Genomic DNA, 22,708 nt, shown 5'->3' on the forward strand with positions numbered 1-22,708 from the left:
TCGCTCCTTATGGCTTAAATGACGACAATACGGCCTGGATGTTCTTCAGTTGTTTCTCCAATTATACTAGCTTCCACACCAGCAAGTTTCAGTTGACCGAGTAAGTCCTCTGCCTGGTCACCAGACACAGAGATTAACAGTCCGCCTGAAGTGATAGCATCGCATAAAATCCATTGACCTATTTGATCCAACGTGTCTGGGTAAGTAACCGAATCTTGTACATGGGCGAAGTTATTCTTTGTGCCACCAGGAACGAATCCTTCTTCAGCCAATTCCCTTACCCTCGGTAATAGAGGCACATCGTTTGAAGTGATTCGAATGCCGACTTGACTACCTTTTGCCATCTCAAGCGTGTGCCCGATCAAACCAAACCCAGTTACATCGGTGCAAGCATGTACATCGTATGGCTCCATAGTTTCTGCAGCCGTTTTGTTCAAGGTAGCCATAACCTGTGTTACCCGCGCGACTTCTTCCTCATTTAACCGATCCTTCTTGATGGAAGTCGTCAAAATCCCTACACCAATTGGCTTCGTCAAAATCAATTTATCACCTGGAATCGCTCCTGCATTGGTGCGGATCTTCTGAGGATGTACTACACCCGTAACTGCAAGACCGAATTTAGGCTCGTTATCATCGATGGAGTGTCCACCGACAAGTGTAATGCCTGCTTCTCTCATTTTATCACCAGCACCACGTAATATGTCAGCAAGCACATCTTTATCCAACGTACGAATCGGAAAAGCAACGATATTTAGTGCAGTCAGCGGCTTGCCGCCCATGGCATAAATGTCACTAATTGCATTCGCTGCAGCTACTTGTCCGAACGAATACGGATCATCTACAATCGGGGTAAAGAAGTCTACCGTTTGTACGAGCGCAAGCTCATCGCTTAGTTTATAAACACCCGCATCATCACTTGTGTCAATACCTACAAGTAGGTTCGGATTGGGGAGTGCCGGCGGCAATTTCTTAATCACTTCAGACAGATCAGCTGGACCAATTTTGCAGCCACAGCCACCCTTGGTTGAATAGGAGGTTAGTTTAATTTTATCTGTTGTCGACATGATCGTCTTCCTTCCTTTGTTCAGCTGAAAGTAGGTTTGTGAATATTGCTTCTATCAGACTAATAATAACCTATTCAACTTCCTAAAATCTAATTTTCGGGGAGTAAAAAGGCTGCCGTATGAATACAGACAACCCCTCCCATTCGTGGGAAGGGCTTCTCTTTCACTTCGTTGTTTCATTTGAAATAACCGAACGGACTGCTGCCTCTATTTCTGCATAGCTTGTGCAGCGACAAATATTGGATTGCAGCCACTCCTGAATCACATTTTCATCCGCATTCGGCTGCTTAGTAACCAATGCATGACAAACCATAATAAAACCTGGCGTACAAAATCCGCATTGAAATGCGAAGTTATCGACGAATGCTCTTTGAATGGGCGCGTCTCCCCCCAAACCCTCAATTGTTGTAATCCTGCACCCATGTGCTTCTATAGCAAGCATTAAACATGATTTGATTGGGATCCCATCTACAAGAACCGTACATGCGCCGCAATCTCCATTTTCGCATCCAGCCTTGACTCCTGTGAGTCCCATATGTTCACGAAGTACACGCAACAACGTATCCGCTGAACGAATTGCGGCGTGTTGGCGTTTCTCATTAACCTGCAGCTCTATTTCACATTTGACTATGCCATGCAAGGTTACTTACACCTCCTTCAAGAGCAGTCATAACGTCTGACAACGTATTACGCAGAACAAATGTCCTATAGGCGGCTGAACTTAACATATCACTCAAGATCGGTAAAGGCCAAATACGAATCACCCGCTCGATACGCTCCTCCAAGGATAGCGAGATATCGTTCAGAACCATTTCGATCTTCCTTGATCGAAATGGAAAGCTACTAACGCCGCTAAATGCAATTCGAATCCCATCGTTGGTCTGTAACGCAGAGATTCGGACAATCGGATAATCAATCCTTTCCATTTTCGTCTTTTTCACAGTAATAAAGGGCAGCTCCATATATCGTTTTTCCGTTACAATCTGAAGAAGCAGATCCCCATTTTCAATTCGGGGTTCACCATTAAAGATCTGGTGGATCGAGACATGACGTATCCCATTGGTTCCCATCAGCACAACCTGACTATCAGCTAGTAGAAATGGCAGAACAGCTTCCCGGTAAAAGAATTTCCCGCAAAGGTTGCCGCCAATGGTTATTTTATTACGATTTGTATGATCTGCAATATGTCGAACTGTCTCACCTAAAAGAGGAAACAAAGATGATTCCGATAATTGAGTAAGCGTTATAGCCGAACCCACGACAAGCTGATCACGATACATCTGCAATATATTGCATTCGGAAATCGCTTTTATATCAATAACAGCACCTGTTCGAAGCTGATTTAGACGAGCCATAGAGATAATCTCTGTACCTCCGGAGTAATACAGTGGATCTTGACCATTCGCTTCCGCTTCCTGATAAAGATGAGCCGCCTCGCTATAGGTAGATGGCTTGAAGTATTCGAAATCAAACGAAATCATCCGTTCCCCCCCTTACATCTCCAAATTAGCTCCGGTATGAGGGGAAGCCTATTCAGCTCACATCTAGCAGCGAGCGATAGCGCGTTAGCTAGACACGGCGCCATTCCGATTGTACCGTGTTCACCAACACCACGTGCGCCATAAGGGCCTTCCAAGAACGGCGTTTCCACAAAGTCAACGAGATAGACTGGATTCTCGCCGAAACGCGTCAATTTATATGAGCGTAGCTGGGGATTCAATACAATCCCCGAATCATTGAAGAGAAAACCCTCTCGACTGGCAAAGCTAAGTCCCATATTCATTCCGCCCATGACTTGACCTCTTGCCGTGGCTTCGTTAATGACTTTGCCGGCGTCGAATACGGATGCAGCTTTAAGTATGCGATATGTACACTCACGAATATCGAATTCAACTTCAACGGCTTGCGCTCCAACGGTCCATTGCTGACCAGGTATGCCCTTTCCTGTTTCAGGATCTAGATTGGTCAGGTGATGCACCCTATATCGCCCGCGGCCGATAACCGGCTCGCCAGAAGCGCTCCCATCCGGATACATGTAACCACTGACAAGCTGCTTGATCTGCAAACTGATGTTCGGATGAGTTTTCACGAAAACTTTACCTTGGCTGACCTCCAGGAGATCTGGATTATAATTAAGAACCAGACTAGCGTTTATCTTTAGTTGAGCGATAACATCATCTGCCGCGTCGAGTACAGCACGGCCGACCATCATCGTACTGCTGCTTGCCACCGTTTTCCAATGTTCAGGGCTGATCTGGGTGTCGACATCCATTTTAATGTGAATTTGATCAACTGGCATTTGCATCCGTTCAGCGAGAATTTGCGCCATAATCGTTCGATTGCCTTGGCCCAGTTCGATGGAGCCCACGCTGAGATTTAAGCTGCCATCGTGATTGCACGTAATCGTTGCACCAGAACCAGTATCAATCGAAGAGCCTGAGGTTTTCCAAACACAAGCCATTCCTTTGGTCCTAACTTTAAATGGATCAACCTCAGCCCACTGGCCTTCATCCCACTTGATTAGCTTTTTTAATTTAGCTATACATGCCGTCAAATCTCCAATATTACTCCGGTTGAGAGGTGCTTGCGTAGGTGTCGTATCACCAGGCTTAACAGCGTTCTGAAGCCGTAGTTCCATCGGGTCCATGTGCAGCTTCTTCGCAAGTATATCCATCGTTCGCTCCACGCAAAAAGCCGCTTCCGTATGTCCGAAACCACGAAAAGCGTTCGCGTAAGGATGATTTGTATAGATAGATAATGCATCGCACCAAACACAGTCTATCTTGTATGGTCCTGTGCAATCAACGGCAGCTGCCTGCACTACAGCTGGTCCCTCATCCGTATAGCCGCCAGTATCAAACAAAAAAGTGATTTCAGCGGCCATCAATTTCCCTTTGCTGGTTGCACCAATCTTCACTTTGGCTTCCAAGCCAATATGACAGGGTGAACTAATCATGTCCGACTCACGTGTATTATTGATTTTGACTGGCCTACCTCCACAACCTTTCGAGGCCAAGTAGGCGATATACTCCAATTGAATGGAGCCCTTGCCGCCAAATCCTCCCCCTACGAATGGCACGTGGACAATGACTTTGGACTGATCAACCTGAAAGAATCGCTCAAACGAACGTTTGATCATGTAGGGGTCCTGTGTCGAGGTTTGGATATGAATCAATCCGCTGGGCATGACTTCAACGATGGAACAGCGGGGTTCCATTGCGCTATGATCCGATGTATTGAATGCAAATGAATGTTCAACTACAACCTCACTCGATGCCCATCCTTCATGCATGTTCCCTTTTCGGATTTTAACATGACTAGCAATGTTCGTATTAGGTACGGGAAAGATGCTTCCAGATTTCTGGTAGTTCCCCAGATTCTTATGTACCAAAGGCGCATTCGGCTGAAGGGCACTGCTTGGAGAATTAACAACGGGCAACTGGATGAATTCCACACGGATATACTCGGCTGCCTGCTTAGCAATTTGTTCCGTCTCTGCCACGACGACAGCGATGGGCTCTCCGTAATAGCGAACCTTCTGGATGGCAAGCGGCGGACGATCGGCGAGAAGTCCACCAGTTAGAACAGGACAATCCTCACCTGTGATTACCGCATGGACACCGCTTACGGCTAATGATCTAGAACTATCAATAGACACAATTTCTGCATGCGCATAGGGGCTAATAACCAACCAGCCATGCAATTGACTTGGGGAAAGCGTATCATTCGTATATTTGGCAAATCCGCTTACTTTATCTTTCGATTCAATTCGCGGAATGGCCTTTCCAATCGTGGACAATCTCCTCACGCTCCCCTCATCAAACTGACAGGCACCTACAAGTCCTAAACGATTTCCCAGAGTGGAGCGTTTTCCTACATCATATAGCGAAAATTCTTGTCCTATTCCCGCCTATCATGACATACCCCCCCCCAGCAGCATTCGCTGAGGGGAAATATACATGAATAGAAAAAGATCTCCAACGAATGGAGATCTTTCCTGTATGATCTATTCAATTGAGTACCTAATGAAGGCTAGCAATGCTAATAACCCTGCTGCAATAGAGATTACGTATAGAGAGGTAAGTCTGACCCACTTCGTTCCTGTTTTTTGAAAATAGGACTGGTCACCTTCACGATTCTTACGGGAAAAGCCGATGATAAACGTCGATAGTAAGCCAAATAATAATATGATAGAAAATATCACAAAATATATGGACGTATTCATAAGAAAACCAACCACCTTTCTTTTGTGTATCTACACTTTTATCTACTAAATTATATAGGAGCTTGTATGATAAATCATATACTTTACCTGCCATGTTCATACAAATTTCAATTATTCATGCTATTTATGACGCGAAATTGTCACTTCAAAGAAGTGATGATAACATAACATTAGTTATGTTAACTAAAATCCCTCTTGTCAATTCCTTGTTCGGAAACAATCATTATAACCGTATTTTCAATTGCACTCTGTTCATTCCAACCGTTATGCTTCTCATATAAACTCAACTTATCGGAGGTCCTAATAACCATGCTCAAAATCGGAATTATTCTCGGCAGCACTCGCCCAGGTCGCAGAGGAGAAGTCGTCGCTCAGTGGGTATACGAAGTTGCAAGTAAACGTACGGACGCGATATTTGACATTGTTGATCTCGCAGATTTCAATTTGCCACTTTATGATGAGCCCCATCCACCCATGTTGAAAAAATACACGAAAGAACATACAATCGCTTGGTCGAACGCGATCAATGCGTACGATGGCTATATTTTCGTGACTCCCGAATATAATCATGCCATTTCAGGTGCGCTCAAGAATGCGATTGACTTCCTTTTCAATGAATGGAAAGATAAAGCCGCTGGGATCGTCAGCTATGGCGGTGGTACAGGCGGTGCGCGTGCTGCTGAGAACCTCAGGCTCATCTTAGGTGAATTACATGTAGCCGATGTTCGAGCCCAGGTCACATTGTCTCTCTTTACTGATTTTGAGAATTTCACAGTGCTCAAACCTAATCCACGTCAGGAAACCGCCGCTAACACCATGTTTGATCAAGTTATTGCTTGGAGCGGGGCTTTAAAATCTTTGCGTTAAGACCTACTATTACAATGTATAAAACAAAAAGCTGATTTAGGGTTCTCCTAATTCAGCTTCTTTCATTTTCATCAAAAGTTAAAGTAAAGATGATCGCCCATTCAAGCCTACTAAGCGCTTCAGGAGAAAAATCTAAGCTACTAATTGCATTCGTACTCGTTGCTTGCATCCCCCACACATGAACAGTTTCATCCGTATGAAAGGTAATAGGTTCGCTATAGTTAATCAATCCAAAAGCGGTTAATTTGTTATCCCATGGAACAGTAAAAGTAGCTAAATTGGAGCCTGACTTTTGTTGGATACCGACTTTTATCGTGTTAAATGCTTGTTGTCCCTCCAGAGATACTTTATCAATGGAGATAATGACTTCGAACTCCTTCGAATCGGAAGCCCCCGGGCTAAAAAACATATCACCAAAGGAACCGACCGTCGCTACTTTCTTTCCATTTTGCCAAGTATCAATACTCAGTATCGCATGGGGTTTCATTCCTTTATATCGTAATTTAAATGCACCCGACATGTTGCCCATAAACGGTCGAAACTTGGCACCGTCACCCTTGAACAAATCTACGGGTGTTAGTGTTATTTCTGTTTCCTTGGTGCTTTCCTTAGGTTCAAACAAGGTTGAACAACCTGATATTAACCACGCTAGCATAGTTATCAAAAGAATGAGCCTAACTGATTTAGAGTTACTAATTGCCATCTTCCCTCCTCATCTCCACAAATATTTGTATATATATTCCATAAATCATATATAAATTCCTTTATCTATTTATTTTGTTTACATAACATATATTATGTATTTTAAATAAAGAAGGCTGAATCAGGTTTCCCCAATCCAGCCTTTCCACCACTTCTCACGATCACAAATGCTTTCTCCTACTTCGATCTCCTCAATACGCTTACCCCATAAGCCTCAAGGCGTAAGCTTGTTGTTTCCACGTTTTCCTGCAGCAGCATGTCACAATACTTGTCCCCATCTAATTCAACCGTCTGCGCCTGCTGACCGAAATTCATTAGGAAAACATACGCATTCTCCCCATCCGTCCGAACTTGTGCTGTTACTTCAGCCGGTAACTCGGTTTGCAGCACGGCTTCAATCCCAGCCTGTGCAAGCACCTGCTTATACAATTGCTTCAAAAACTCTTCATCTGTTCGCGTTGCGATATAGTAGGCTTTACCCTTGCCAAATGAATTCACGGTCAATGCAGAACGACCTTCGTAGAAATCTTCCCCATAGATAGCAAGCGTCTCAGCACCCTCTGTATGAATTAACTCACAGAGCTCACGAGTCTCGTATTCGCCTGCTAATTCAAGCTCATTCCCATCAAGAAAGTTCAACTGATTCTTCTCATTATCATAAAGCGCGTCAATCTCCTCGGACCAAATCCCCAATGTTTTGCGAAGCGGGCCAGGGAATCCACCTTGGAAGCACAGATCATTCTCGTCAACGATACCCGACCAATAGGTCGTAACGAAGGTTCCGCCATCTACAACAAACTTTTCGATACGCTCGCCAACACCTGGTCGAACCAAATACAGCATCGGAGCCACGATAAGCTTATCTTTACTGAAATCGCAATCCATATCGATCACATCGACGGGAACCCCGCTATCCCAGAATGCACGATAGTGACTGTGAACCGTTTGTTCATATTTTATTCCCATATTACGAGGTCCTTGCGAATTCTTCACAGCCCAGCGGTTCTCCCAGTCGAAAATCACAGCCGTCTCCGCTGGTACCGAAGTCCCAATCACCTCAGACAGCTTCTCTAATGCGCCGCCAAGCTCTGCCACATCACGGAAAACGCGTGTATGCTCATGTCCGACATGATCAATAACCGCACCATGCAGCTTCTCACTAGCACCACGACTCTTCCGCTATTGGAAGTATTGCACGGAATCTGAGCCGTGTGCTACGGCCTGCAAGGAGGATAACAAATGCATGCCTGGCTTCTTCAATTTGGATACAGCCTGCCAATTCGTTAAGCTCGGCGTGCTTTCCATCAATAGAAATGGTTGCCCGCCCTTAAGCGATCGGAACATATCATGATTGAGTGCAAACCAAGCAGCCAGGTTACGTTGATCCTTTGCATCATACCACGTCGGGTACGCATCCCATGAGATCACATCAAGAATGTCCGCGAATTTCCAGTAATTAAGGCCTTCATATGCGTCCATCAGATTCGTTGTGACAGGCAGCTGCGCATTCGCAGCTTTCAACGGGGCGATTTCATGGCGGCAGAAATCTACGGTTTGATCCGTCACGAAGCGTTTCCAGTCCAAATTCATGCCATGAACTAAGTTGAAGTCCACCACGCCATATTCGTTGGAAATATGCCAACCAACAACAGCAGGATGCTGCGCATAGCGCTCAGCTAACCGTGTGTTCATCAACGCTACCTTCTCCCTGTAAACAGGGGATGTGTAGCAATGATTGTGACGCGCGCCGAATAAATTGCGCACGCGATTCGCACCAACAAGCAGTACCTCCGGGTACTGCTCCGCCATCCAAGCGGGTCTTGCGCCACTCGGTGTCGCAAGCCAAGCATAGATCCCATTCGCGGCGAAGCTATCGAGCCGCGATCTAACCAGTCGAAGGTATACGTACCTTCGACTGGTTCAAGTGCGGACCATGCGAAAATGCCGATCGCCATGACATTACATTTGGCCAGCTTGTCGAGAATGCCATTCTCCACGGTATTTTGGGGCGAACGCAGCGTGAAGGCAGCATCTCAATTCGGATGTATCTGGAAGATCAAACGATGCACCTACTCAACAAGGATGACGGTGTGGGCATGAGTCCTAACCTGATCGAGGATATGACGGCGGGTATTAGCCGCAGTCGGATTGGCGGCAGCAGCTTCGGCGTCAAAAACGTGGGCGAACGTATTCGCCATTATTTCGGGGATCCTGCCAAGCTAACTTATCGAAGCGTCCCGGGTGTGGGGACCGAGGTTGAGATTACGTTTCCTTTTACGGTAGAGGAAGATTGAGATTACATGAGTTGGGGATGGTAACTAGGATGATTTAAATCAAGTTATTCTTGAGCAAAAAAACAAGCACCGATTTTCACACGGTGCTTGCTCGCTTTTAAACTAGTGCTCGAATTTAAAACTCGTTCCAATTTTACTGATCTGGTCGGCCATCGAAGTAAATTCAGCAGTGAGTACTTCGTCAGCGGGATTGTATTCCACATCTCCTGGAGGAAATAAAATGAACACGTGATCTGCGTTTTCTCCAACCTTGTAAAGTCGGGTGACTCCTTTCGCCGTTGGACCATTTGCAAGCCAATCTTCCTTTGTCCATATCGAAATGCTAAATATGACACCACCATACGCTTTATTTGCCTTATCGATAAATAGATAGCTCGCAAGTTGCGTGGCTTCATTTACCCGCTCTTCGACCTCATATTTCCCTTCCCAGCTAGAAGGGATATTCAGCGTGAAATGATATTTCGAGTTTTGATAAAGTGTTTGAGGCGCATCACTTATGATTCGATGATTGACAGCACCAACATGAAGGTAGACGGCATCGTAATTCTTGAAATCCCCCACCCCCTCTGTGACAAAGGTTTGTGTCTCCACACCGAAATCATTCCCCGCTATAACCGCTTCGCCAATTTTCTGATTATCCTCGTTGTAGAATGACAAGCCGGCTCCAATCATATTACGAGAGTTCCCTACGCCTTCAAATTTCAATTGCCCTGTAACATTTGTTTTATTTCCCGATTTCGTAAGGATTAAATTCCCAACCGAGATTCTTGGGTAATCTGGATCCTTCACGTCTAACGGTTTATTCTTAATCATAATTTTTTGAGACTCTGTGTCGTAATCAATCGTTGCTCCTAGATTTTCAGCCACAAAGCGAACCGGAACATACGCGTGTCCATCTACATTCAGGATCTGATACTCACTGTTCAAGGCAACTGGGTTACCATTTATCTCAAAACTCGCCGGAAACAATAACGCTTGAATCGTGTCCGAAGCGAAGGCTACGGATGAACCAGCAATAAGTAGACCGCAACTTACGCCTAGAATAAATTTTTTCATGGATAACACACCTTTCATCTAACGAGCTAATTGATAACAGCCGTCCAGTTATCACTTTCCCATGCGACTTGCGCACCAAGAGCCTCGGTAACGAACCGAAGTGGTACATAAGTGGAGCCTTCAGCCGAAATGAACGGAGCAATCGAAAGTGTCTGCCAATTCCAATTCACTAGTGCTTGTTTTTTACCAATTGTCAGCACGATCGTTATTGTGTCTTTTACAATGGTAACCTCTTGACGTGTTCCCTCCCAAAGGACTTTAGCTCCCATTGCCTCAAAAACCCCGCGAAGCGGAATAAATGTACTTTCGCCGATAATTTTCGCCTTTGGAGAAACGTCTACATACTTGCCATAGATACGAATCCCAACATTGCTGGTACTATTTGGCTTGGTTGGATTTTCCTTACCTATTGGTGAAGAACCGTCCGGAATAGCTACAGTCGTGAATGACCACGTCTTGTCCTCGATGGTTACCGAATACTTTTCACCATAAGCTAAAACTTTGGTAGGAATGAGGTGCCAAGCATTCGTATCACCAAGCTCTTGCTTTATTTTCAAGAATTCTACAGGTTGGCCCGCATGATTCACCAAAGATGCTGATACATCGGATATATCCTGCGCGACCCCTGCATAGGTGATAAAATATCCCGATCTCTCCAACTCAAATTCATCCAAAGGGTTAGGTATTTCATTCCTATCGAAACTTACAGGTACATCCATCTGCCCATCATAGGGATATACGCCTATTCCTGAGTTGCTAAACCAAGCTTTTGCTGGGTTTAGAACAATGGCATGTTCATTGTATCCCTCAAATACACCGAATTTTTCCGTATCAAAACCTGAAGCGGCAGCCCGATCCCACGGAAGTTCCCCAGAGTAACCTTGTTTATTTGGTGTTTCTGTATGTCCATTCTCTTGATTGATGAGCAGATAATTCGCATGATTTTCTGCTGCTTTGGTAAGTGATGGATCTAATTTCATCGATTGAATTCCGATATTTGACCTTACGTTATTCAGATAATTTAATGCTGCAGATGCGCTATGTTCAGCACTCTCTGCTGCCAGCATGCTTGGACTCCCAATTACAATGGATAATGAGGTTATGACAGCGGCTATCTTGACATTCGTTTTCAAAAAAATTCTCATCGTACCTCCCTAACATGCTTTTGATTTCCATGAATCATTCCCTTTCGCCAAAAACCATCTCCTTCCCTTCAAAAGCTGTGCGATCGATTGGATTTGCTTGGCCCAGTCCAGCCATTTATGGCTCAAATCACGTTCCGTCATCTCTTCACTCTCCTACTTTTCTCCCGATATATAACAAATGGGAAGATACCCCAAGAATCGATGGATCACGCGCTAGTCGAATAAGAAGCTCAACGAACTCATCCTTTTCCCCACGATCCGTCCAATATTGTTTCTGTTCATTCGATAACATAGCTGCAAGATTGGATGAACCAATCAGATCTAACGTCTCAAATCCTTGGCTTTCCATAAAAGGTTTAATCTCGTCGACATTGTAATAGTAAGCGCCTGTAAATCGACCTGCATCTGTATGATTAAAAATGCCATCCTCAATAAACTGCTCAATTGTAGCCATATTGTCATTCGGTTTCCAAGCATTTGGGTATAGCAGCGATGTCAGGAGCATCCGCATCCGGCTTTGAAAAGCGACAAACACGATACCATTGTTCTTCGTTACACGGTACAATTCCTTAGCGGCTGCTATTCGATCTTCTTCTTCCTGCAAATGATAAAGAGGTCCTAACATCAACGAAGCATCGAAGGTTTCATCTGAAATGCCGTGCAAATGCGTTGCGTTCAGCGAATGAAAGCCACTAAACCTATCTGATAAACCCAACTCAATTGCCTTATCTCTCGCGAGCTCGACAAGATTAGGCGTAAGATCTGATAGGGTCACATTATAGCCGAATTTGGCTAATTCCATTGCGTATTTACCCGGCCCAGCGCCATTATCTAGGACATGACCAGCGTTAGGAAGATACTTCTTCATGTAGTGCCAATTTACCGTAAACTCAATAGGCTCGCGATCTAATCTTCCCCATTCATCGAACTTGGCATAGTAATCGATCACATTCTTCATTCGCATTCCCTCCCATTTTTAAAATACAAAAAAACCATCGCCTACAAAGAGGCGATATCCTCGGTTGTAAAGTTAAGATTACTCCATGTAATCTCCTGTTTTCACGCTGTTAGGCGCTTATAGCAGAACTTGTCATACTTCCTCGTTTAATCCTCTTAACATCAGCGGTTATATTACTCATAGGATTTATGTTAATTATCGATCGCCGATAGCTTAACAAGACCAATATGTAATAATGTGGTAAAATGTAACCACAAGATTTCGGAGGATATAAAAAATGTTGAAGTATATGGCTTTACCTTTAATCTTCGTTGTTTGTTTTTTTCTAATTCAAACCAGTATTCAAGTTGGTCTCGGAATGTATATGACAAAAAAATATGAACCCAATATTATAAACGCCCATGAATCAACTAATGTAGAATCTCTCCAATCAAAGGTTGAATTCGGTTCTTCCCCGTCTGGGATTACTCCTCAAAAAATTATTGTGTGGTTAGTATCCCTTTGTATATCAACTGCGATTGTTTTCTTCATTTATAAATTTGGTTTTCAAAACTTGAAAAGGCGGTAAAATCAGCTCCGTCATTCCCATCCGTGGTTGTAAAATTAAGATTTGCCACAGCTACATTCACCTCATCCATCACTTCGCTTTCACTTGTTCAGAATTATTCTCCTGTCGCTTTGATTAGACGAATAATTTTCCAAAAGGTTCCTATAGCCTTAAAAAAGCTGATAGGAATTGTCAATCAGCCAAACTCTATAAATTAAGTATTAGACAAACTCTATAAATTAAGTATTAGACAGACTCTAGAAATTGAAATAGCGACAGCCAAGGACGAGGAAATAAAGTCCTAGACTGTCGCTATTTAACATCTTTTGCATGTCCAGTGGATCAGTTGAATTTGTAAATAATCGTTTCCGGCTTGGTTTAAATCATACTTAGCACTTCATCCATCCAACTTCAATCTTCATCTATGCCATAGGTTTCACATAAGCTTTTATGTACGCTTTTGAATGCTGGAAACATACGTTTGATCACTTGCATAATCTGTTCAGGTTCTCTCGAACTAAACCAATTTTCAAGAAGTTCTAACTGCCAAAGATGTAACTTACTTCTCTTTCCTTCTATTTTTGCCCAATCCCCATAGTTATTCGGTTGAATGCCTAATTCCATGTACCAAGCCGTCGTCATTAACAAGCGAAGTTGATCTAAACAATGTAACGCGTAATAGATTTCATTTCTCTTAACTCTTCGATATGCTTCATGCATATGTGCAAAAAATTTGGTTCTCCACATTTCGATTTCTATCAATGATGGTTTATAGGAGAGTTTCACCGATTGCATTACAATGTTTTTCATCAAGTCATTCGTATCATGAACAATTTGAATGTCCTGCAACCAAACGGATGCTTGTATGTCCTTCACTCTATAATAAAAGGTATCGACTTTAATAAAGCTGCGAAAGTGAGCAGTGCTGTACGATGCCCAAGGTAGGTCTTCATAGAATAAAACATCGCCCCAATTCGCGGCTCTCCGTTTTTTATCCAATCGATACGTTTCAAAAACTTCTTCATTCACAACAACTCGAAGATCAATATCCGAGTAAAGATCGGTCATCTGATTTCCAACAGATCCTCCATAAAACACAGCCAAAACATGTTCATCCTGAAGTAAATCCTTTTCGATGGCATGTAGTAGGATATTTCGATGTTTTGGAAGTTCGACATCTCTTTCTCTGAAATGAGATTCATACTCAGACATATAGGACCAGCTCCTAACTTAACAATATAGCTCCGCCAGCTTCCTCACACGTTCGATCCCGTCCCACATATCCCCTGGGCCATCGTAAACGAGTGTCAGCAGTCCTTCATAGCCTGCCTGCTTGGCGATATCTAAACAGCGTATAAACTCAGCTTCATCTGGAAATCCCTCGGCATTCGTTTGCGCTTTGGCAATTGTCCCCTGTTGAGGAAAGGGATTTGAAATTCTCTGTGACAACGCGCACCTTTTCAGCTCTGACTCGTGCCGCGATATCAATCCAACCTTTAATCCATCCAATGTTTGATTGTCTACGGATCTCGTCCGCGCTGGAGATATCTCCGTATTCAAGCAACAGCGTATAGAAACGCAGCCCCGCTTCAGCAAATGCGTTCTTTAATGTCAGCAGATACACTTCACTCAAGTGACGAAAACCCTTTCCCTGCTTATACAGTCGGTAACTCAAGTAACGAAAGCAACTCTAGAAACAATACACTACATTAATTATTAATATAATTAATTAATTAATTACCATCTCGCTTCATTTACGAATAATCCTTTTGTCCGTCGCAGCTTTAAGCCACAACGGAAATTCATTTAGAAGCTGATTATATAGCGTTTCATCGGAAATAGAAGCAATATCCTCGATGTGAATAAAATTAGCATTGTCTACGATGCGACCTTCCATCGTGTCCAGTTTCTTGAGGACCTCAAAGTCAGAATCTCCAATTCCGACGAACTGCCAAAAGAGGGGTTTTAAAGAGGATTCCACGATTACTTTTTTAATCGATTTTACAACTCCACCATCATTGATAAAAATAACAAAAGCCGGTAGAGGTGAGTCCTCTTCCAACGTGTATTTACGAATTACGTCCTCCATTACAGGTGGTTCGTTATTACGACCAAACTTATGTATATCCTTATTGTTTAATATATGTTTCACCACATATTGATCAAAATCTCTCTCCGTTGCCGCAGGAAGACGACTGAATTCGTTATCATAAATCCAAACATCCAACGTCGCATTATCGTCAAACTTACACGCAACAGCCAGTATCCGTTCCACAACCTCCTGAACTGTTCCGTTCTTGTACAAGAGTTGCATAGATCCGGAGATATCCAGCACTAAACCGACTCTTGCTGCTACATGATTTATTTTTTTCTTTTCTAAAGTAATCTGAACGATCTTTTTGCGCAGATCGATAGTGGAAAGGACTGGCTTCTCCACAATTTCAACAATTTCTTGCGTAACATCCTGTTCGATCACTAAGCCAAAGTTCGTACATAACGCCGCTAATCCACCAAAAAAACCGCTGCCAATCGCGTTAAATTTCCATTCCCCATTGTGCCTGTATATCTCACCAACGACGATTGCCGTTTCTTTCGACAGATCTGATCCATAATCAAAACGAAATAGTTCTTCGTTACGATCGGTATCCAATAGTCTTACATACATAGTAGAGACATCCTTAATGCTATATCCGTACTTTTCACCTTCATGAATAGTGAGAGAGAACGCAATTTTTGCAGCATGATCAGGAAGTTTTGAAAGAGCTATTTTTATCGTCTCTTTTTCTAACCCCGTACCTTGAATATGAGTTATTGTCCCACCCATCGCGTTGGAATTACCATAAAATATAAAGTCTTCATCCTTTTCGCAACGGTTTGTATGCGATAATACAAAACAGGAAGCATCTATGCTCAATTTTGAATCTGCAGTCCAACCGAATTGCAAACTTATGTTTGACAGGTCTTTTCCCTTTGTTACATCAATCTTTTGTCCTTTTGACAGAAGCATTTATATATCTCCTTAGTAATAAATAATGTGTCCTTCTAACGCAACATTCCCGCAATATAAAAAAGCAGGTCGCCTCAGCTCCTGCTCACTTCCCAACTAATTAATTCTATCCAGAAGCTCCGCTAAACGCTCATAGGAATCCTGCATCCCCTGCTCCATGCCGGAGTGCAGCATGCCATCTCGATCAGCGACCGATTGGAACACAGATTCCATTACCAGCTTGGTCTGACCGCCTTCTAGTTCTTCAAATCTAGCCGTTTCAAGGATAACATGTCCCTTTTCCGGGAGTCCTTCAAACTCAAAGGTTTGAATAATCCGTTCAGGGGCCGTGACTTCATGATACACGCCGCGAAACGCATACTCGTTCCCGTTGCTATCCTTATGGATATAACGCCAGCTTCCGCCATTCCTCGGTTCAAATGTTTCCAGCTGCATCGTCAGTGCTCGAGGCCCAAGCCATTCTACGATAAGCTTTGCATCCGTGAACGCTTTAAACACCAGTTCTCGTGGAGCATCGAACACGCGTGTCATACAAATTTGCTGACCTCCAGGTTCATAGGTAAGAATCGCTTCATTTTTGATCATAACCCAGCACTTCCTTTCATCCAATAACCTGTCTATTATCATAATCGAATTCACCTTATAATCCAACAAATCATACGCTTTCACTCAACATCATCATTTCTTCCGCCCATCATCCAACGCCAAGACCATAAATTCCTCATCCCAAAAGGTACCATTCACATACATCGATTGCGGCTCAATCCCAAAGGTTGTAAAACCAAGCGAATGATAGAGCTTCTTCGATGCGACATTCGTCACGCCAGTTGTCAATAGAATCAACCGAAGACCCTCTAATTGCTTTGCGCGATGGATGATCGTTTGAATGATTTGCTTCGCAATACCTTGTTTTCGATAGGCTGCTGTGACATAAACTCCCCAGATCGATCCCTTATGCTTCAGTTTCAACGTCTTTTCTCTTCGGAATCCAGCAACTCCAACAAGCCCATCCTCCTCATGAAAAGCACCTACAATGAATTGATCTTCGCTCTCCGAAATACGTTCTTGTACGCCCTCAACAGGCATCATGACAGACTCTTCATAGGAAGCCGAGAATGCTTCAGGATGAGTGAGCAGCCCTTCCAATCGCAATTTCCAGAATTCATCAGCATTAGATTTCGTTAGATTTCGAAGCGTAATCATAACTTCCCCTCCTCCAATTGCTTCAAATTAAACAGTTTAAGTGCCTAGTTCATGCTGCTTTCTCCGGAAAAAGATAACAGCTCCAAACACAACCACACACGCCATAGATACCCAAGAACTATAAAGGAAAACTTGTCTCATTCCATAAGCTGCGCTCATAATGCCACCCAAGAAGCTGCCGATAATGCGTGCGGCCCCAAGGCTGAGTAAGCCATTGAGGGTTTGCCCGCTTGCCTTCCATTCAGCTGGTACCTCGCGGTTGATAATCGTGGCAATCGTAACAGATAGTACAATAAAGATGAGTCCATGCAATACTTGTACAGGTAGCATCCAGTGCGCTACTTCAATCTGGGAGAATAAGAACCATCTCAAGGATGACGCCAAGGCTGCAATGAGTAAAATAATCGAGATCGGGATCCGCTTAAATATTTTTGCCGAAAATAAGAGGAAGGGCAGCTCACTCAAGGACGATATGACCATCGACCAGCCTAACAACACACTATCCCCACCCATTTCCTTGAAGTAGATTGGGAAGAAGGCGTAATAATAGCCTAGCGTGATTTGAATGACGAAATTTATGCTTAGATAAAACATGAGTTTACCGTTTTTGAAAAGCTCACGGAATTTTCGCCCCATTACATGTGCCGGGCGCCCAACTGCAGCCGGAAACCGCCACAGACAAAGCAACGCGGCAACCATTGTACACGCATAAACGGGGAACATCGAGCCTATGTACGATTTGGCAATGAACCCAAAAAGGAGTGACATCACAGCAAATCCTATAGTCCCTCCTAGGCGGATCCAGCCAAAGCTCCAAGTGGGATGTCGATCTAATTCCTCCAAGGTAATCGCATCGCTAAGCGCAAATATAGAGGTCTGAAAAAAGGTGAAGATGCAAATAAACACGAGAATATAGATGAAATGCTGCGAGATCGGGAAAAATAGAATCGAAATTCCGCTACCAATAATTAATAGTCGCAGGACTTGGTTCTTCGATTTGGCACGGTCACCGAGTGCTCCCCACACCGGTTGGCCAATCATTGCAATCAAGGGTCCAAGACTCAATAAGAGCCCAATCTCCTCTTGAGAGAATTTCGCGTTGTTGAGATATACTGGCATGAAAGTCCCATAGACCGCGTTTCCCATGTAAATGACAACATAAAATAATAGAAATGCATATAGTTTCGTAGGCGTAACCTTCTTTCCAATACCAGATGATAGGATTTGCTGCAAATGCGCTTCCTTATGCCATTTGTGCGCTTGCTCGTGCGAATATGTTCGATCATACGTTTCCCACCCCTGTTTGGTCGCAAAAAAAGCTCAACCATAGGATGAGCTTCTAATCCAATTATTTAACGAACATTCAAGTGTAATCGTCCCTCAAGATGAAGAATGCCTTTATCCTGGACGGCTTCCTTCGCAATTACATTAATCCTCTTCAGCCAATCTTCCGGCTTACAGTTGATAGTTGTGGCCTGAACTAACCGCTCCGCATGATCATAACAGGTGTCGTATCCACCCAATTTACGAATGACCTCCACATAATCGACAACAAGCTTCCGAGCACCTTGCGGGGTGTAACCGAAACTCTGAACAAGTGCATCAACGATCCCGCGTTCATACAGATTCAGCCGAACTTGTGTTTTCATAGTAGATCCACCTGCCTCCCGTAAAAATGTTATAACCAACAAAACGAAGTGAGGATTCCCACTTTTCAGAGGAAAAAACCACTTGATTTCCAAGACGCAACGCATCTAATTTCCGACCGCGTGTGGTACGTAAAATTTGATCATAAAACCAATGAACATCTTTATTTAATTGTACTGCTTCTTCAATAATTCGTCCAGTATCACCATCCGCCATAGGACCAATAATAAAATCTGGATGCTTGTGACATGGATCCGTTTCGCCCTTTTTCATAACACTGCGATGCCCCATCACAAATTCAGCCCATGCCAAGGAATCACTTAGAAAAATAAGAGGCTCCATCTTCGCAGGAATGGCAATGAGCTCAATTTCAAGCACACAAGGAAGTTCGTTGCCTGTGATCGATCGTGTCGCTGCTTTTCGTGCCCAATTCCGCGCCTGCGCGGCTGAAATCGTCGTATAAAATCCTTCGCCGAAATCGCGGCCTGGACGCCAATATCTGCTATCCAATAATTTATCTTGAAAAAGGTTGACGAGATTGTCCGTCGTCCCATGATATAAACGTTGTGGTGTTATTATATCCATTTCGCTTCCCCCTGAAACCTTCTCCCCTTCAAAATAGGCTAGTAGGCACCACGAATATGCTCGTGTACCAGAGTTGCATAGAAGCTTTGCAGTCGTGCTTGCTCTTCCGAACTAAAAGCCGGCACTTCAAGCGTACCCAGATTATCTTCAATCTGCTTGACGTTCTTAAAACCAGGGATAATACAAGTAATGTTCGGATTCTCCAAAATCCAACGCATCGAAGCACGTGCCATGTTGCCACGACCCTCGCCGATCCAAGCCAGCTCCTTCGCGAGCTCAACGCCTTTTGTAAACGGCAGACCTGCGAATGTTTCACCCACGTTAAACTGGTCACCATTGGCATTGAAATTCCGGTGATCATCCGCAGCAAATGTGCTAGCAGCCGTGAATTTCCCAGTTAAAAGTCCGCTTGCAAGCGGAAGCCGAACAAGGATGCCAACTCCAGCAGCGTTCGCTTGCGGGAATAGCGCTTCAGCAGGCTTTTGACGGAACAAGTTAAAGATCACTTGCAAGGCTTTGACACCTGGAATAGTGAGACAGAACAAGCCTTCTTCCACAGTTTCAACGCTTACACCATAATGGCGAATCTTGCCTTCTGACTTCAATTTCTCTAGCACCTCAAAGACGGAACCATTTTTCAAGATCGAAAGTGGTGGACAATGAATTTGATAGAGGTCAATTCGTTCACGATTCAATCGTTTCAAGCTATTTTCAGCAAATTGACGAACAGCTTCCTCGGAATACGTAGCGAGATCATGGATATCGCCAGAGCGGCAAAACTTCGTTGCGATATGTACCTCATCTTCTTTACCCTTCGTTGCTTTTGCAAGAAGCTCTTCCGCATGTCCTGAGCCATATACATCAGCCGTATCAAAAAAGTTAACGCCTTCGTCCATCGCACGGTGCAATCCTCGTATGGATTCATCGTCATTCGCTTCTCCCCAGCCACCACCGATGGCCCAAGTACCGAAGCTCACTTCACTTATTCGAAGCTCTGTATCTCCAAGTTGACGGTATTTCATGTCTTCCACTCCTTCTATGTAGGTCTCAATAAGTTACTTCCAAAGATTTCATCTACCACCACTTCGCCATAGGTTAAGAGGAAACCTTCCGATTTATGCAAAAAAAGGGTATCCGCTCAATACGGATCCCCTTGAAAGATGGATAAAAATTAACGCTTACGTTTGTTATAGCCCTTCTCGTCATACGGCTCCAACTTCTCTAGCCATAATTCAAGCAGCGCATCCACTTCAGCTCGATAGCTTTTCAGATCTGCAGCATCCAACATGATTTCATCCCGTGGCTCGATGCGATCCAACACTTCAAATACGAAGCAATTGCCTCCGAACGTCGCCCAATCCTTCTGAAGCTCATTGAAGGTATTCGTATTCATCTGCTTACAAAATTCAAGCCTATTCTTCATGCCATCTAGATCCATGCTGCTGTTTACAAATATTTTATCGTTCTGCGTATTTCGAATTTGATATACACCCATGGCACGAAAGGTTTGCTTATAGTTGGTGGCAAGCTCCTTTTTCTTCTGTTTGTCTAGCATGTTGATCAATACCCCATTTCTTTTAAAATCCTCGAAAGCGTTCGTAACCGCTCCCCAATCAACTCTCCGTCATCACTTAGCGCTTGGCTGAAGAGCTTGATATCTTCGTTAATTTTCTCATTATCCGTACATATACCAACCGTCATGGCATCTCCTTGCAACCCGATTCTGTCGATAACAGGATTCTCAGGATTATACGCATTCTCATAGCGATACGCATCCTCTTGGAAATGCAGCTTCGTGCGGCACACAAGAATAGCCAGATCTAACACGCGATGCAATGGCAGCTCCTCAGATTGACGAGACCATTTCTCCCCGGTGTAACGCCATACTTTCGCAGAAATATCAACCTTGCCTCTGTCATTCCACTGCGCTAGACCTAACGAAAGACCTTGTGTATCGGTGTTTTGCGTATATCTACCGTCAATATTGGCATAATTCTCAGCAACGATGACAGGTTTATGTTTGAGTGTTGTAGGTATTTTCATTGTGATTCCTCCATGTGATAATTTTGCATAGCTTTCCGAGTTAGTAATTTACTAATTTACTAAATGGTTAACCAGTGAAATGAGTATACCTCAGCTTCTTTTTCAAGTCAATGGACGGACACGTCACCTAAGTGTATGCGTATAAGCTATTTTGGAAATAATGAAGAGACGCGAACGGCGTTCCCCATACAGAAAAACTCCTGCATTAGGCGCCTTTATAGCACAGTTTGCGGGAGTTTTTCCTACTCTATTTATAAGTCCTGACTTAACCGAATCATGTCTCGACATTGAATGCCATTTTCAAAAATTGGCTCCTTATAATGCCTTGTGAAGAAATCGAGATCCACACCATAGATGCGAAATCCGCACTTCTGATACAGACTTAGCTGCTGAACCCCTGAATTCCCCGTGCCTACCTCAATCGTCTGATAGTTCAACGCTCTCGCTGTCATCACCGCGTGCTTGACGAGTTCCTTTCCATAGCCCCTGCCTTGTTTCTTCGTAATCACCGCGATGTTCACCAATTCAATCGTCTTCGGTCTCGTTGGAAGCAGCAAATACGAACCCATAATTTCATGATTTTCTTCTAGCACGAAACATTTGCTTTGATAGACATAAGATTCAACCATCGCTAGTTCTGGATCAGCTAATAGAAACAAGTGAATCGGATATTCCTCGGAAAGCTGCAGTTCTCTAATGTGTAACATCCGCTATTCCTCCATTCTTTTCGTGAAGGGATTCAGAAATCAAACTTTTCTTTGATCATCGCGGCAACATCCTCTGGACTTATACCTGCATTGTTGATTCGGATATAATTCTCCCTAATGATTTCACCTTCGAGCGAGTTCAATCGATGCTTCTCCATACTTGTGAGTAAATTCTGTTCCGATTGTTCGAGATCACGTTTGGTAGGCTTATGTTCAAGTCTATGTGGTGTTTTGTTCCTTTCAATTCGTTCATCTACAGGCGCTTCAAGTTCAACGAAATAGACCTCGCCACCCTTGGATTCGAAAATCGAGATGGTTTTTTGCACAAAATCCCAATCGGCCTGCACGTCCAAAGCCCATACGTACGTGAAAATTAATCCATGAAGCTCATTTCTCGCAACAGCCTCAAAAATCTCAAACCGAAATAAATCAACTAACCGCCAAGTTTCTGCGGAATACCCGAAAAAAGGATGAACAAGATCAATCGTCATATGATTATGAAAGAGCTTCAACTCGGTTATTTTTTCAAGTTCGTGGCCCACTGTCATTTTGCCTACAGCTTGCGGACCGAATATAAGTACAAATTTCATGTCTGCACCTCACTAATATTCATCCCTCATTACTTATTTTATCATGCTCACAGCCCATTTATTTGGAA

26 protein-coding genes and 2 pseudogenes are annotated in these 22,708 nt (G+C 43.7%); 4 read left to right on the forward strand and 24 right to left on the reverse strand.

Annotated elements, in window-relative coordinates; all coding sequences use genetic code 11:
* Positions 1 to 14: 14 nt before the first annotated feature.
* From selD to AC58PQ_RS12310, 4 genes are all read right to left on the reverse strand, one after another.
* Complete coding sequence (gene selD / locus AC58PQ_RS12295) at positions 15 to 1,064, reverse strand: selenide, water dikinase SelD (protein WP_497242233.1); 1,050 nt, start codon at positions 1,062 to 1,064, stop codon at positions 15 to 17.
* A 163-nt stretch (positions 1,065 to 1,227) separates the two neighbouring features.
* Positions 1,228 to 1,704, reverse strand: a complete 477-nt coding sequence (locus tag AC58PQ_RS12300; RefSeq protein ID WP_497242234.1) for a (2Fe-2S)-binding protein — start codon at positions 1,702 to 1,704, stop codon at positions 1,228 to 1,230.
* The gene (locus AC58PQ_RS12305) at positions 1,682 to 2,545 is read right to left on the reverse strand and encodes an FAD binding domain-containing protein (RefSeq protein WP_497242235.1); all 864 of its coding nucleotides are present in this window, start codon (positions 2,543 to 2,545) and stop codon (positions 1,682 to 1,684) included. Before AC58PQ_RS12305 ends, AC58PQ_RS12300 begins: the two co-directional genes overlap by 23 nt.
* Positions 2,542 to 4,863, reverse strand: a complete 2,322-nt coding sequence (locus AC58PQ_RS12310; RefSeq protein ID WP_497242236.1) for a xanthine dehydrogenase family protein molybdopterin-binding subunit — start codon at positions 4,861 to 4,863, stop codon at positions 2,542 to 2,544. The genes AC58PQ_RS12305 and AC58PQ_RS12310 overlap by 4 nt, the downstream gene beginning before the upstream one ends.
* Positions 4,864 to 5,023: 160 nt before the next feature.
* Here AC58PQ_RS12310 and AC58PQ_RS12315 point away from each other — a divergent pair, with 160 nt between their 5' ends.
* Positions 5,024 to 5,176: a hypothetical protein gene (locus AC58PQ_RS12315; protein ID WP_497242237.1), complete on the forward strand. Its 153-nt coding sequence runs from the start codon at positions 5,024 to 5,026 to the stop codon at positions 5,174 to 5,176.
* Positions 5,177 to 5,598: 422 nt separating this feature from the next.
* A complete protein-coding gene (locus AC58PQ_RS12320) occupies positions 5,599 to 6,156 on the forward strand; it encodes an NADPH-dependent FMN reductase (RefSeq protein ID WP_497242238.1) in 558 nt (185 codons plus the stop codon).
* 52 nt (positions 6,157 to 6,208) lie between these two features.
* Here the strand turns inward: AC58PQ_RS12320 and AC58PQ_RS12325 are convergent, their stop codons facing one another.
* Together AC58PQ_RS12325 and AC58PQ_RS12330 are read right to left on the reverse strand one after the other, a co-directional pair.
* Entirely contained in the window at positions 6,209 to 6,859 is a 651-nt protein-coding gene (locus tag AC58PQ_RS12325; protein WP_497242239.1) for a hypothetical protein, read from the reverse strand.
* Between the two features lie 176 nt (positions 6,860 to 7,035).
* Positions 7,036 to 8,867, reverse strand: a pseudogene (locus AC58PQ_RS12330) (beta-galactosidase); the annotation flags it as partial.
* Between AC58PQ_RS12330 and AC58PQ_RS12335 the strand changes: the two are divergent.
* Positions 8,862 to 9,152, forward strand: coding sequence for a sensor histidine kinase (locus AC58PQ_RS12335; RefSeq protein WP_497242240.1), 291 nt, complete (start codon positions 8,862 to 8,864; stop codon positions 9,150 to 9,152). The pseudogene AC58PQ_RS12330 and the gene AC58PQ_RS12335 sit on opposite strands and share 6 nt — an antisense overlap.
* A 102-nt stretch (positions 9,153 to 9,254) precedes the next feature.
* Here the strand turns inward: AC58PQ_RS12335 and AC58PQ_RS12340 are convergent, their stop codons facing one another.
* From AC58PQ_RS12340 to AC58PQ_RS12355, 4 genes are read right to left on the reverse strand one after another with little or no spacing between them, the layout of a single operon-like run.
* Positions 9,255 to 10,208: a stalk domain-containing protein gene (locus AC58PQ_RS12340; RefSeq protein ID WP_497242241.1), complete on the reverse strand. Its 954-nt coding sequence runs from the start codon at positions 10,206 to 10,208 to the stop codon at positions 9,255 to 9,257.
* A 26-nt stretch (positions 10,209 to 10,234) separates the two neighbouring features.
* The gene (locus AC58PQ_RS12345; protein ID WP_497242242.1) at positions 10,235 to 11,353 is read right to left on the reverse strand and encodes a stalk domain-containing protein; all 1,119 of its coding nucleotides are present in this window, start codon (positions 11,351 to 11,353) and stop codon (positions 10,235 to 10,237) included.
* Between the two features lie 9 nt (positions 11,354 to 11,362).
* Positions 11,363 to 11,494, reverse strand: coding sequence for a hypothetical protein (locus tag AC58PQ_RS12350; RefSeq protein ID WP_497242243.1), 132 nt, complete (start codon positions 11,492 to 11,494; stop codon positions 11,363 to 11,365).
* A gap of 4 nt (positions 11,495 to 11,498) precedes the next feature.
* Positions 11,499 to 12,311, reverse strand: a complete 813-nt coding sequence (locus AC58PQ_RS12355) for a class I SAM-dependent methyltransferase (RefSeq protein WP_497242244.1) — start codon at positions 12,309 to 12,311, stop codon at positions 11,499 to 11,501.
* Positions 12,312 to 12,588: 277 nt separating this feature from the next.
* Between AC58PQ_RS12355 and AC58PQ_RS12360 the strand changes: the two genes are divergently transcribed.
* Positions 12,589 to 12,879: a hypothetical protein gene (locus AC58PQ_RS12360; protein WP_497242245.1), complete on the forward strand. Its 291-nt coding sequence runs from the start codon at positions 12,589 to 12,591 to the stop codon at positions 12,877 to 12,879.
* A 390-nt stretch (positions 12,880 to 13,269) separates the two neighbouring features.
* Here the strand turns inward: AC58PQ_RS12360 and AC58PQ_RS12365 are convergent, their stop codons facing one another.
* From AC58PQ_RS12365 to AC58PQ_RS12430, 14 genes and pseudogenes are all read right to left on the reverse strand, one after another.
* Positions 13,270 to 14,070 carry a hypothetical protein gene (locus AC58PQ_RS12365; protein ID WP_497242246.1) on the reverse strand — a complete coding sequence of 267 codons (801 nt, stop codon included), beginning with the start codon at positions 14,068 to 14,070 and terminating at the stop codon, positions 13,270 to 13,272.
* A gap of 18 nt (positions 14,071 to 14,088) precedes the next feature.
* Positions 14,089 to 14,307 carry a hypothetical protein gene (locus AC58PQ_RS12370; RefSeq protein WP_497242247.1) on the reverse strand — a complete coding sequence of 73 codons (219 nt, stop codon included), beginning with the start codon at positions 14,305 to 14,307 and terminating at the stop codon, positions 14,089 to 14,091.
* A gap of 301 nt (positions 14,308 to 14,608) precedes the next feature.
* Positions 14,609 to 15,295, reverse strand: coding sequence for a vWA domain-containing protein (locus AC58PQ_RS12375; RefSeq protein WP_497242434.1), 687 nt, complete (start codon positions 15,293 to 15,295; stop codon positions 14,609 to 14,611).
* Between the two features lie 57 nt (positions 15,296 to 15,352).
* A pseudogene (locus AC58PQ_RS12380) lies at positions 15,353 to 15,865 on the reverse strand (TerD family protein); the annotation flags it as partial.
* Between the two features lie 96 nt (positions 15,866 to 15,961).
* A complete protein-coding gene (locus AC58PQ_RS12385; protein WP_497242248.1) occupies positions 15,962 to 16,450 on the reverse strand; it encodes an SRPBCC family protein in 489 nt (162 codons plus the stop codon).
* A 93-nt stretch (positions 16,451 to 16,543) separates the two neighbouring features.
* Positions 16,544 to 17,068 (reverse strand): GNAT family N-acetyltransferase, encoded by a 525-nt coding sequence (locus AC58PQ_RS12390; RefSeq protein ID WP_497242249.1) that lies wholly within the window; start codon positions 17,066 to 17,068, stop codon positions 16,544 to 16,546.
* 36 nt (positions 17,069 to 17,104) lie between these two features.
* Positions 17,105 to 18,301 carry an MFS transporter gene (locus AC58PQ_RS12395; RefSeq protein ID WP_497242250.1) on the reverse strand — a complete coding sequence of 399 codons (1,197 nt, stop codon included), beginning with the start codon at positions 18,299 to 18,301 and terminating at the stop codon, positions 17,105 to 17,107.
* Positions 18,302 to 18,420: 119 nt separating this feature from the next.
* Positions 18,421 to 18,717: a hypothetical protein gene (locus tag AC58PQ_RS12400; RefSeq protein ID WP_497242251.1), complete on the reverse strand. Its 297-nt coding sequence runs from the start codon at positions 18,715 to 18,717 to the stop codon at positions 18,421 to 18,423.
* Positions 18,686 to 19,300, reverse strand: a complete 615-nt coding sequence (locus AC58PQ_RS12405) for a DUF3990 domain-containing protein (RefSeq protein ID WP_497242252.1) — start codon at positions 19,298 to 19,300, stop codon at positions 18,686 to 18,688. The genes AC58PQ_RS12400 and AC58PQ_RS12405 overlap by 32 nt, the downstream gene beginning before the upstream one ends.
* A gap of 38 nt (positions 19,301 to 19,338) precedes the next feature.
* A complete protein-coding gene (locus tag AC58PQ_RS12410; protein ID WP_497242253.1) occupies positions 19,339 to 20,322 on the reverse strand; it encodes an aldo/keto reductase in 984 nt (327 codons plus the stop codon).
* 149 nt (positions 20,323 to 20,471) lie between these two features.
* Positions 20,472 to 20,855 (reverse strand): GIY-YIG nuclease family protein, encoded by a 384-nt coding sequence (locus tag AC58PQ_RS12415; protein WP_497242254.1) that lies wholly within the window; start codon positions 20,853 to 20,855, stop codon positions 20,472 to 20,474.
* 5 nt (positions 20,856 to 20,860) lie between these two features.
* A complete protein-coding gene (locus AC58PQ_RS12420) occupies positions 20,861 to 21,343 on the reverse strand; it encodes a DUF6530 family protein (RefSeq protein WP_497242255.1) in 483 nt (160 codons plus the stop codon).
* Positions 21,344 to 21,594: 251 nt separating this feature from the next.
* Positions 21,595 to 22,050 carry a GNAT family N-acetyltransferase gene (locus AC58PQ_RS12425; RefSeq protein ID WP_497242256.1) on the reverse strand — a complete coding sequence of 152 codons (456 nt, stop codon included), beginning with the start codon at positions 22,048 to 22,050 and terminating at the stop codon, positions 21,595 to 21,597.
* Between the two features lie 32 nt (positions 22,051 to 22,082).
* Complete coding sequence (locus AC58PQ_RS12430) at positions 22,083 to 22,640, reverse strand: DEAD/DEAH box helicase family protein (protein WP_497242257.1); 558 nt, start codon at positions 22,638 to 22,640, stop codon at positions 22,083 to 22,085.
* Positions 22,641 to 22,708: the final 68 nt, after the last annotated feature.

This window comes from Paenibacillus sp. J22P143, assembly GCF_059692035.1.

What these genes read in the sequence shown, in the direction of transcription:
- selD (WP_497242233.1), bottom strand. Translation starts at nt 1,064, where the DNA reads ATGTCGACAACAGATAAAATTAAACTAACCTCCTATTCAACCAAGGGT.
- AC58PQ_RS12305 (WP_497242235.1), bottom strand. Translation starts at nt 2,545, where the DNA reads ATGATTTCGTTTGATTTCGAATACTTCAAGCCATCTACCTATAGCGAG.
- AC58PQ_RS12315 (WP_497242237.1), top strand. Translation starts at nt 5,024, where the DNA reads ATGAATAGAAAAAGATCTCCAACGAATGGAGATCTTTCCTGTATGATC.
- AC58PQ_RS12320 (WP_497242238.1), top strand. Translation starts at nt 5,599, where the DNA reads ATGCTCAAAATCGGAATTATTCTCGGCAGCACTCGCCCAGGTCGCAGA.
- AC58PQ_RS12325 (WP_497242239.1), bottom strand. Translation starts at nt 6,859, where the DNA reads ATGGCAATTAGTAACTCTAAATCAGTTAGGCTCATTCTTTTGATAACT.
- AC58PQ_RS12340 (WP_497242241.1), bottom strand. Translation starts at nt 10,208, where the DNA reads ATGAAAAAATTTATTCTAGGCGTAAGTTGCGGTCTACTTATTGCTGGT.
- AC58PQ_RS12345 (WP_497242242.1), bottom strand. Translation starts at nt 11,353, where the DNA reads ATGAGAATTTTTTTGAAAACGAATGTCAAGATAGCCGCTGTCATAACC.
- AC58PQ_RS12350 (WP_497242243.1), bottom strand. Translation starts at nt 11,494, where the DNA reads ATGACGGAACGTGATTTGAGCCATAAATGGCTGGACTGGGCCAAGCAA.
- AC58PQ_RS12355 (WP_497242244.1), bottom strand. Translation starts at nt 12,311, where the DNA reads ATGAAGAATGTGATCGATTACTATGCCAAGTTCGATGAATGGGGAAGA.
- AC58PQ_RS12360 (WP_497242245.1), top strand. Translation starts at nt 12,589, where the DNA reads ATGTTGAAGTATATGGCTTTACCTTTAATCTTCGTTGTTTGTTTTTTT.
- AC58PQ_RS12365 (WP_497242246.1), bottom strand. Translation starts at nt 14,070, where the DNA reads ATGTCTGAGTATGAATCTCATTTCAGAGAAAGAGATGTCGAACTTCCA.
- AC58PQ_RS12385 (WP_497242248.1), bottom strand. Translation starts at nt 16,450, where the DNA reads ATGATCAAAAATGAAGCGATTCTTACCTATGAACCTGGAGGTCAGCAA.
- AC58PQ_RS12390 (WP_497242249.1), bottom strand. Translation starts at nt 17,068, where the DNA reads ATGATTACGCTTCGAAATCTAACGAAATCTAATGCTGATGAATTCTGG.
- AC58PQ_RS12400 (WP_497242251.1), bottom strand. Translation starts at nt 18,717, where the DNA reads ATGAAAACACAAGTTCGGCTGAATCTGTATGAACGCGGGATCGTTGAT.
- AC58PQ_RS12405 (WP_497242252.1), bottom strand. Translation starts at nt 19,300, where the DNA reads ATGGATATAATAACACCACAACGTTTATATCATGGGACGACGGACAAT.
- AC58PQ_RS12410 (WP_497242253.1), bottom strand. Translation starts at nt 20,322, where the DNA reads ATGAAATACCGTCAACTTGGAGATACAGAGCTTCGAATAAGTGAAGTG.
- AC58PQ_RS12415 (WP_497242254.1), bottom strand. Translation starts at nt 20,855, where the DNA reads ATGCTAGACAAACAGAAGAAAAAGGAGCTTGCCACCAACTATAAGCAA.
- AC58PQ_RS12420 (WP_497242255.1), bottom strand. Translation starts at nt 21,343, where the DNA reads ATGAAAATACCTACAACACTCAAACATAAACCTGTCATCGTTGCTGAG.
- AC58PQ_RS12425 (WP_497242256.1), bottom strand. Translation starts at nt 22,050, where the DNA reads ATGTTACACATTAGAGAACTGCAGCTTTCCGAGGAATATCCGATTCAC.
- AC58PQ_RS12430 (WP_497242257.1), bottom strand. Translation starts at nt 22,640, where the DNA reads ATGAAATTTGTACTTATATTCGGTCCGCAAGCTGTAGGCAAAATGACA.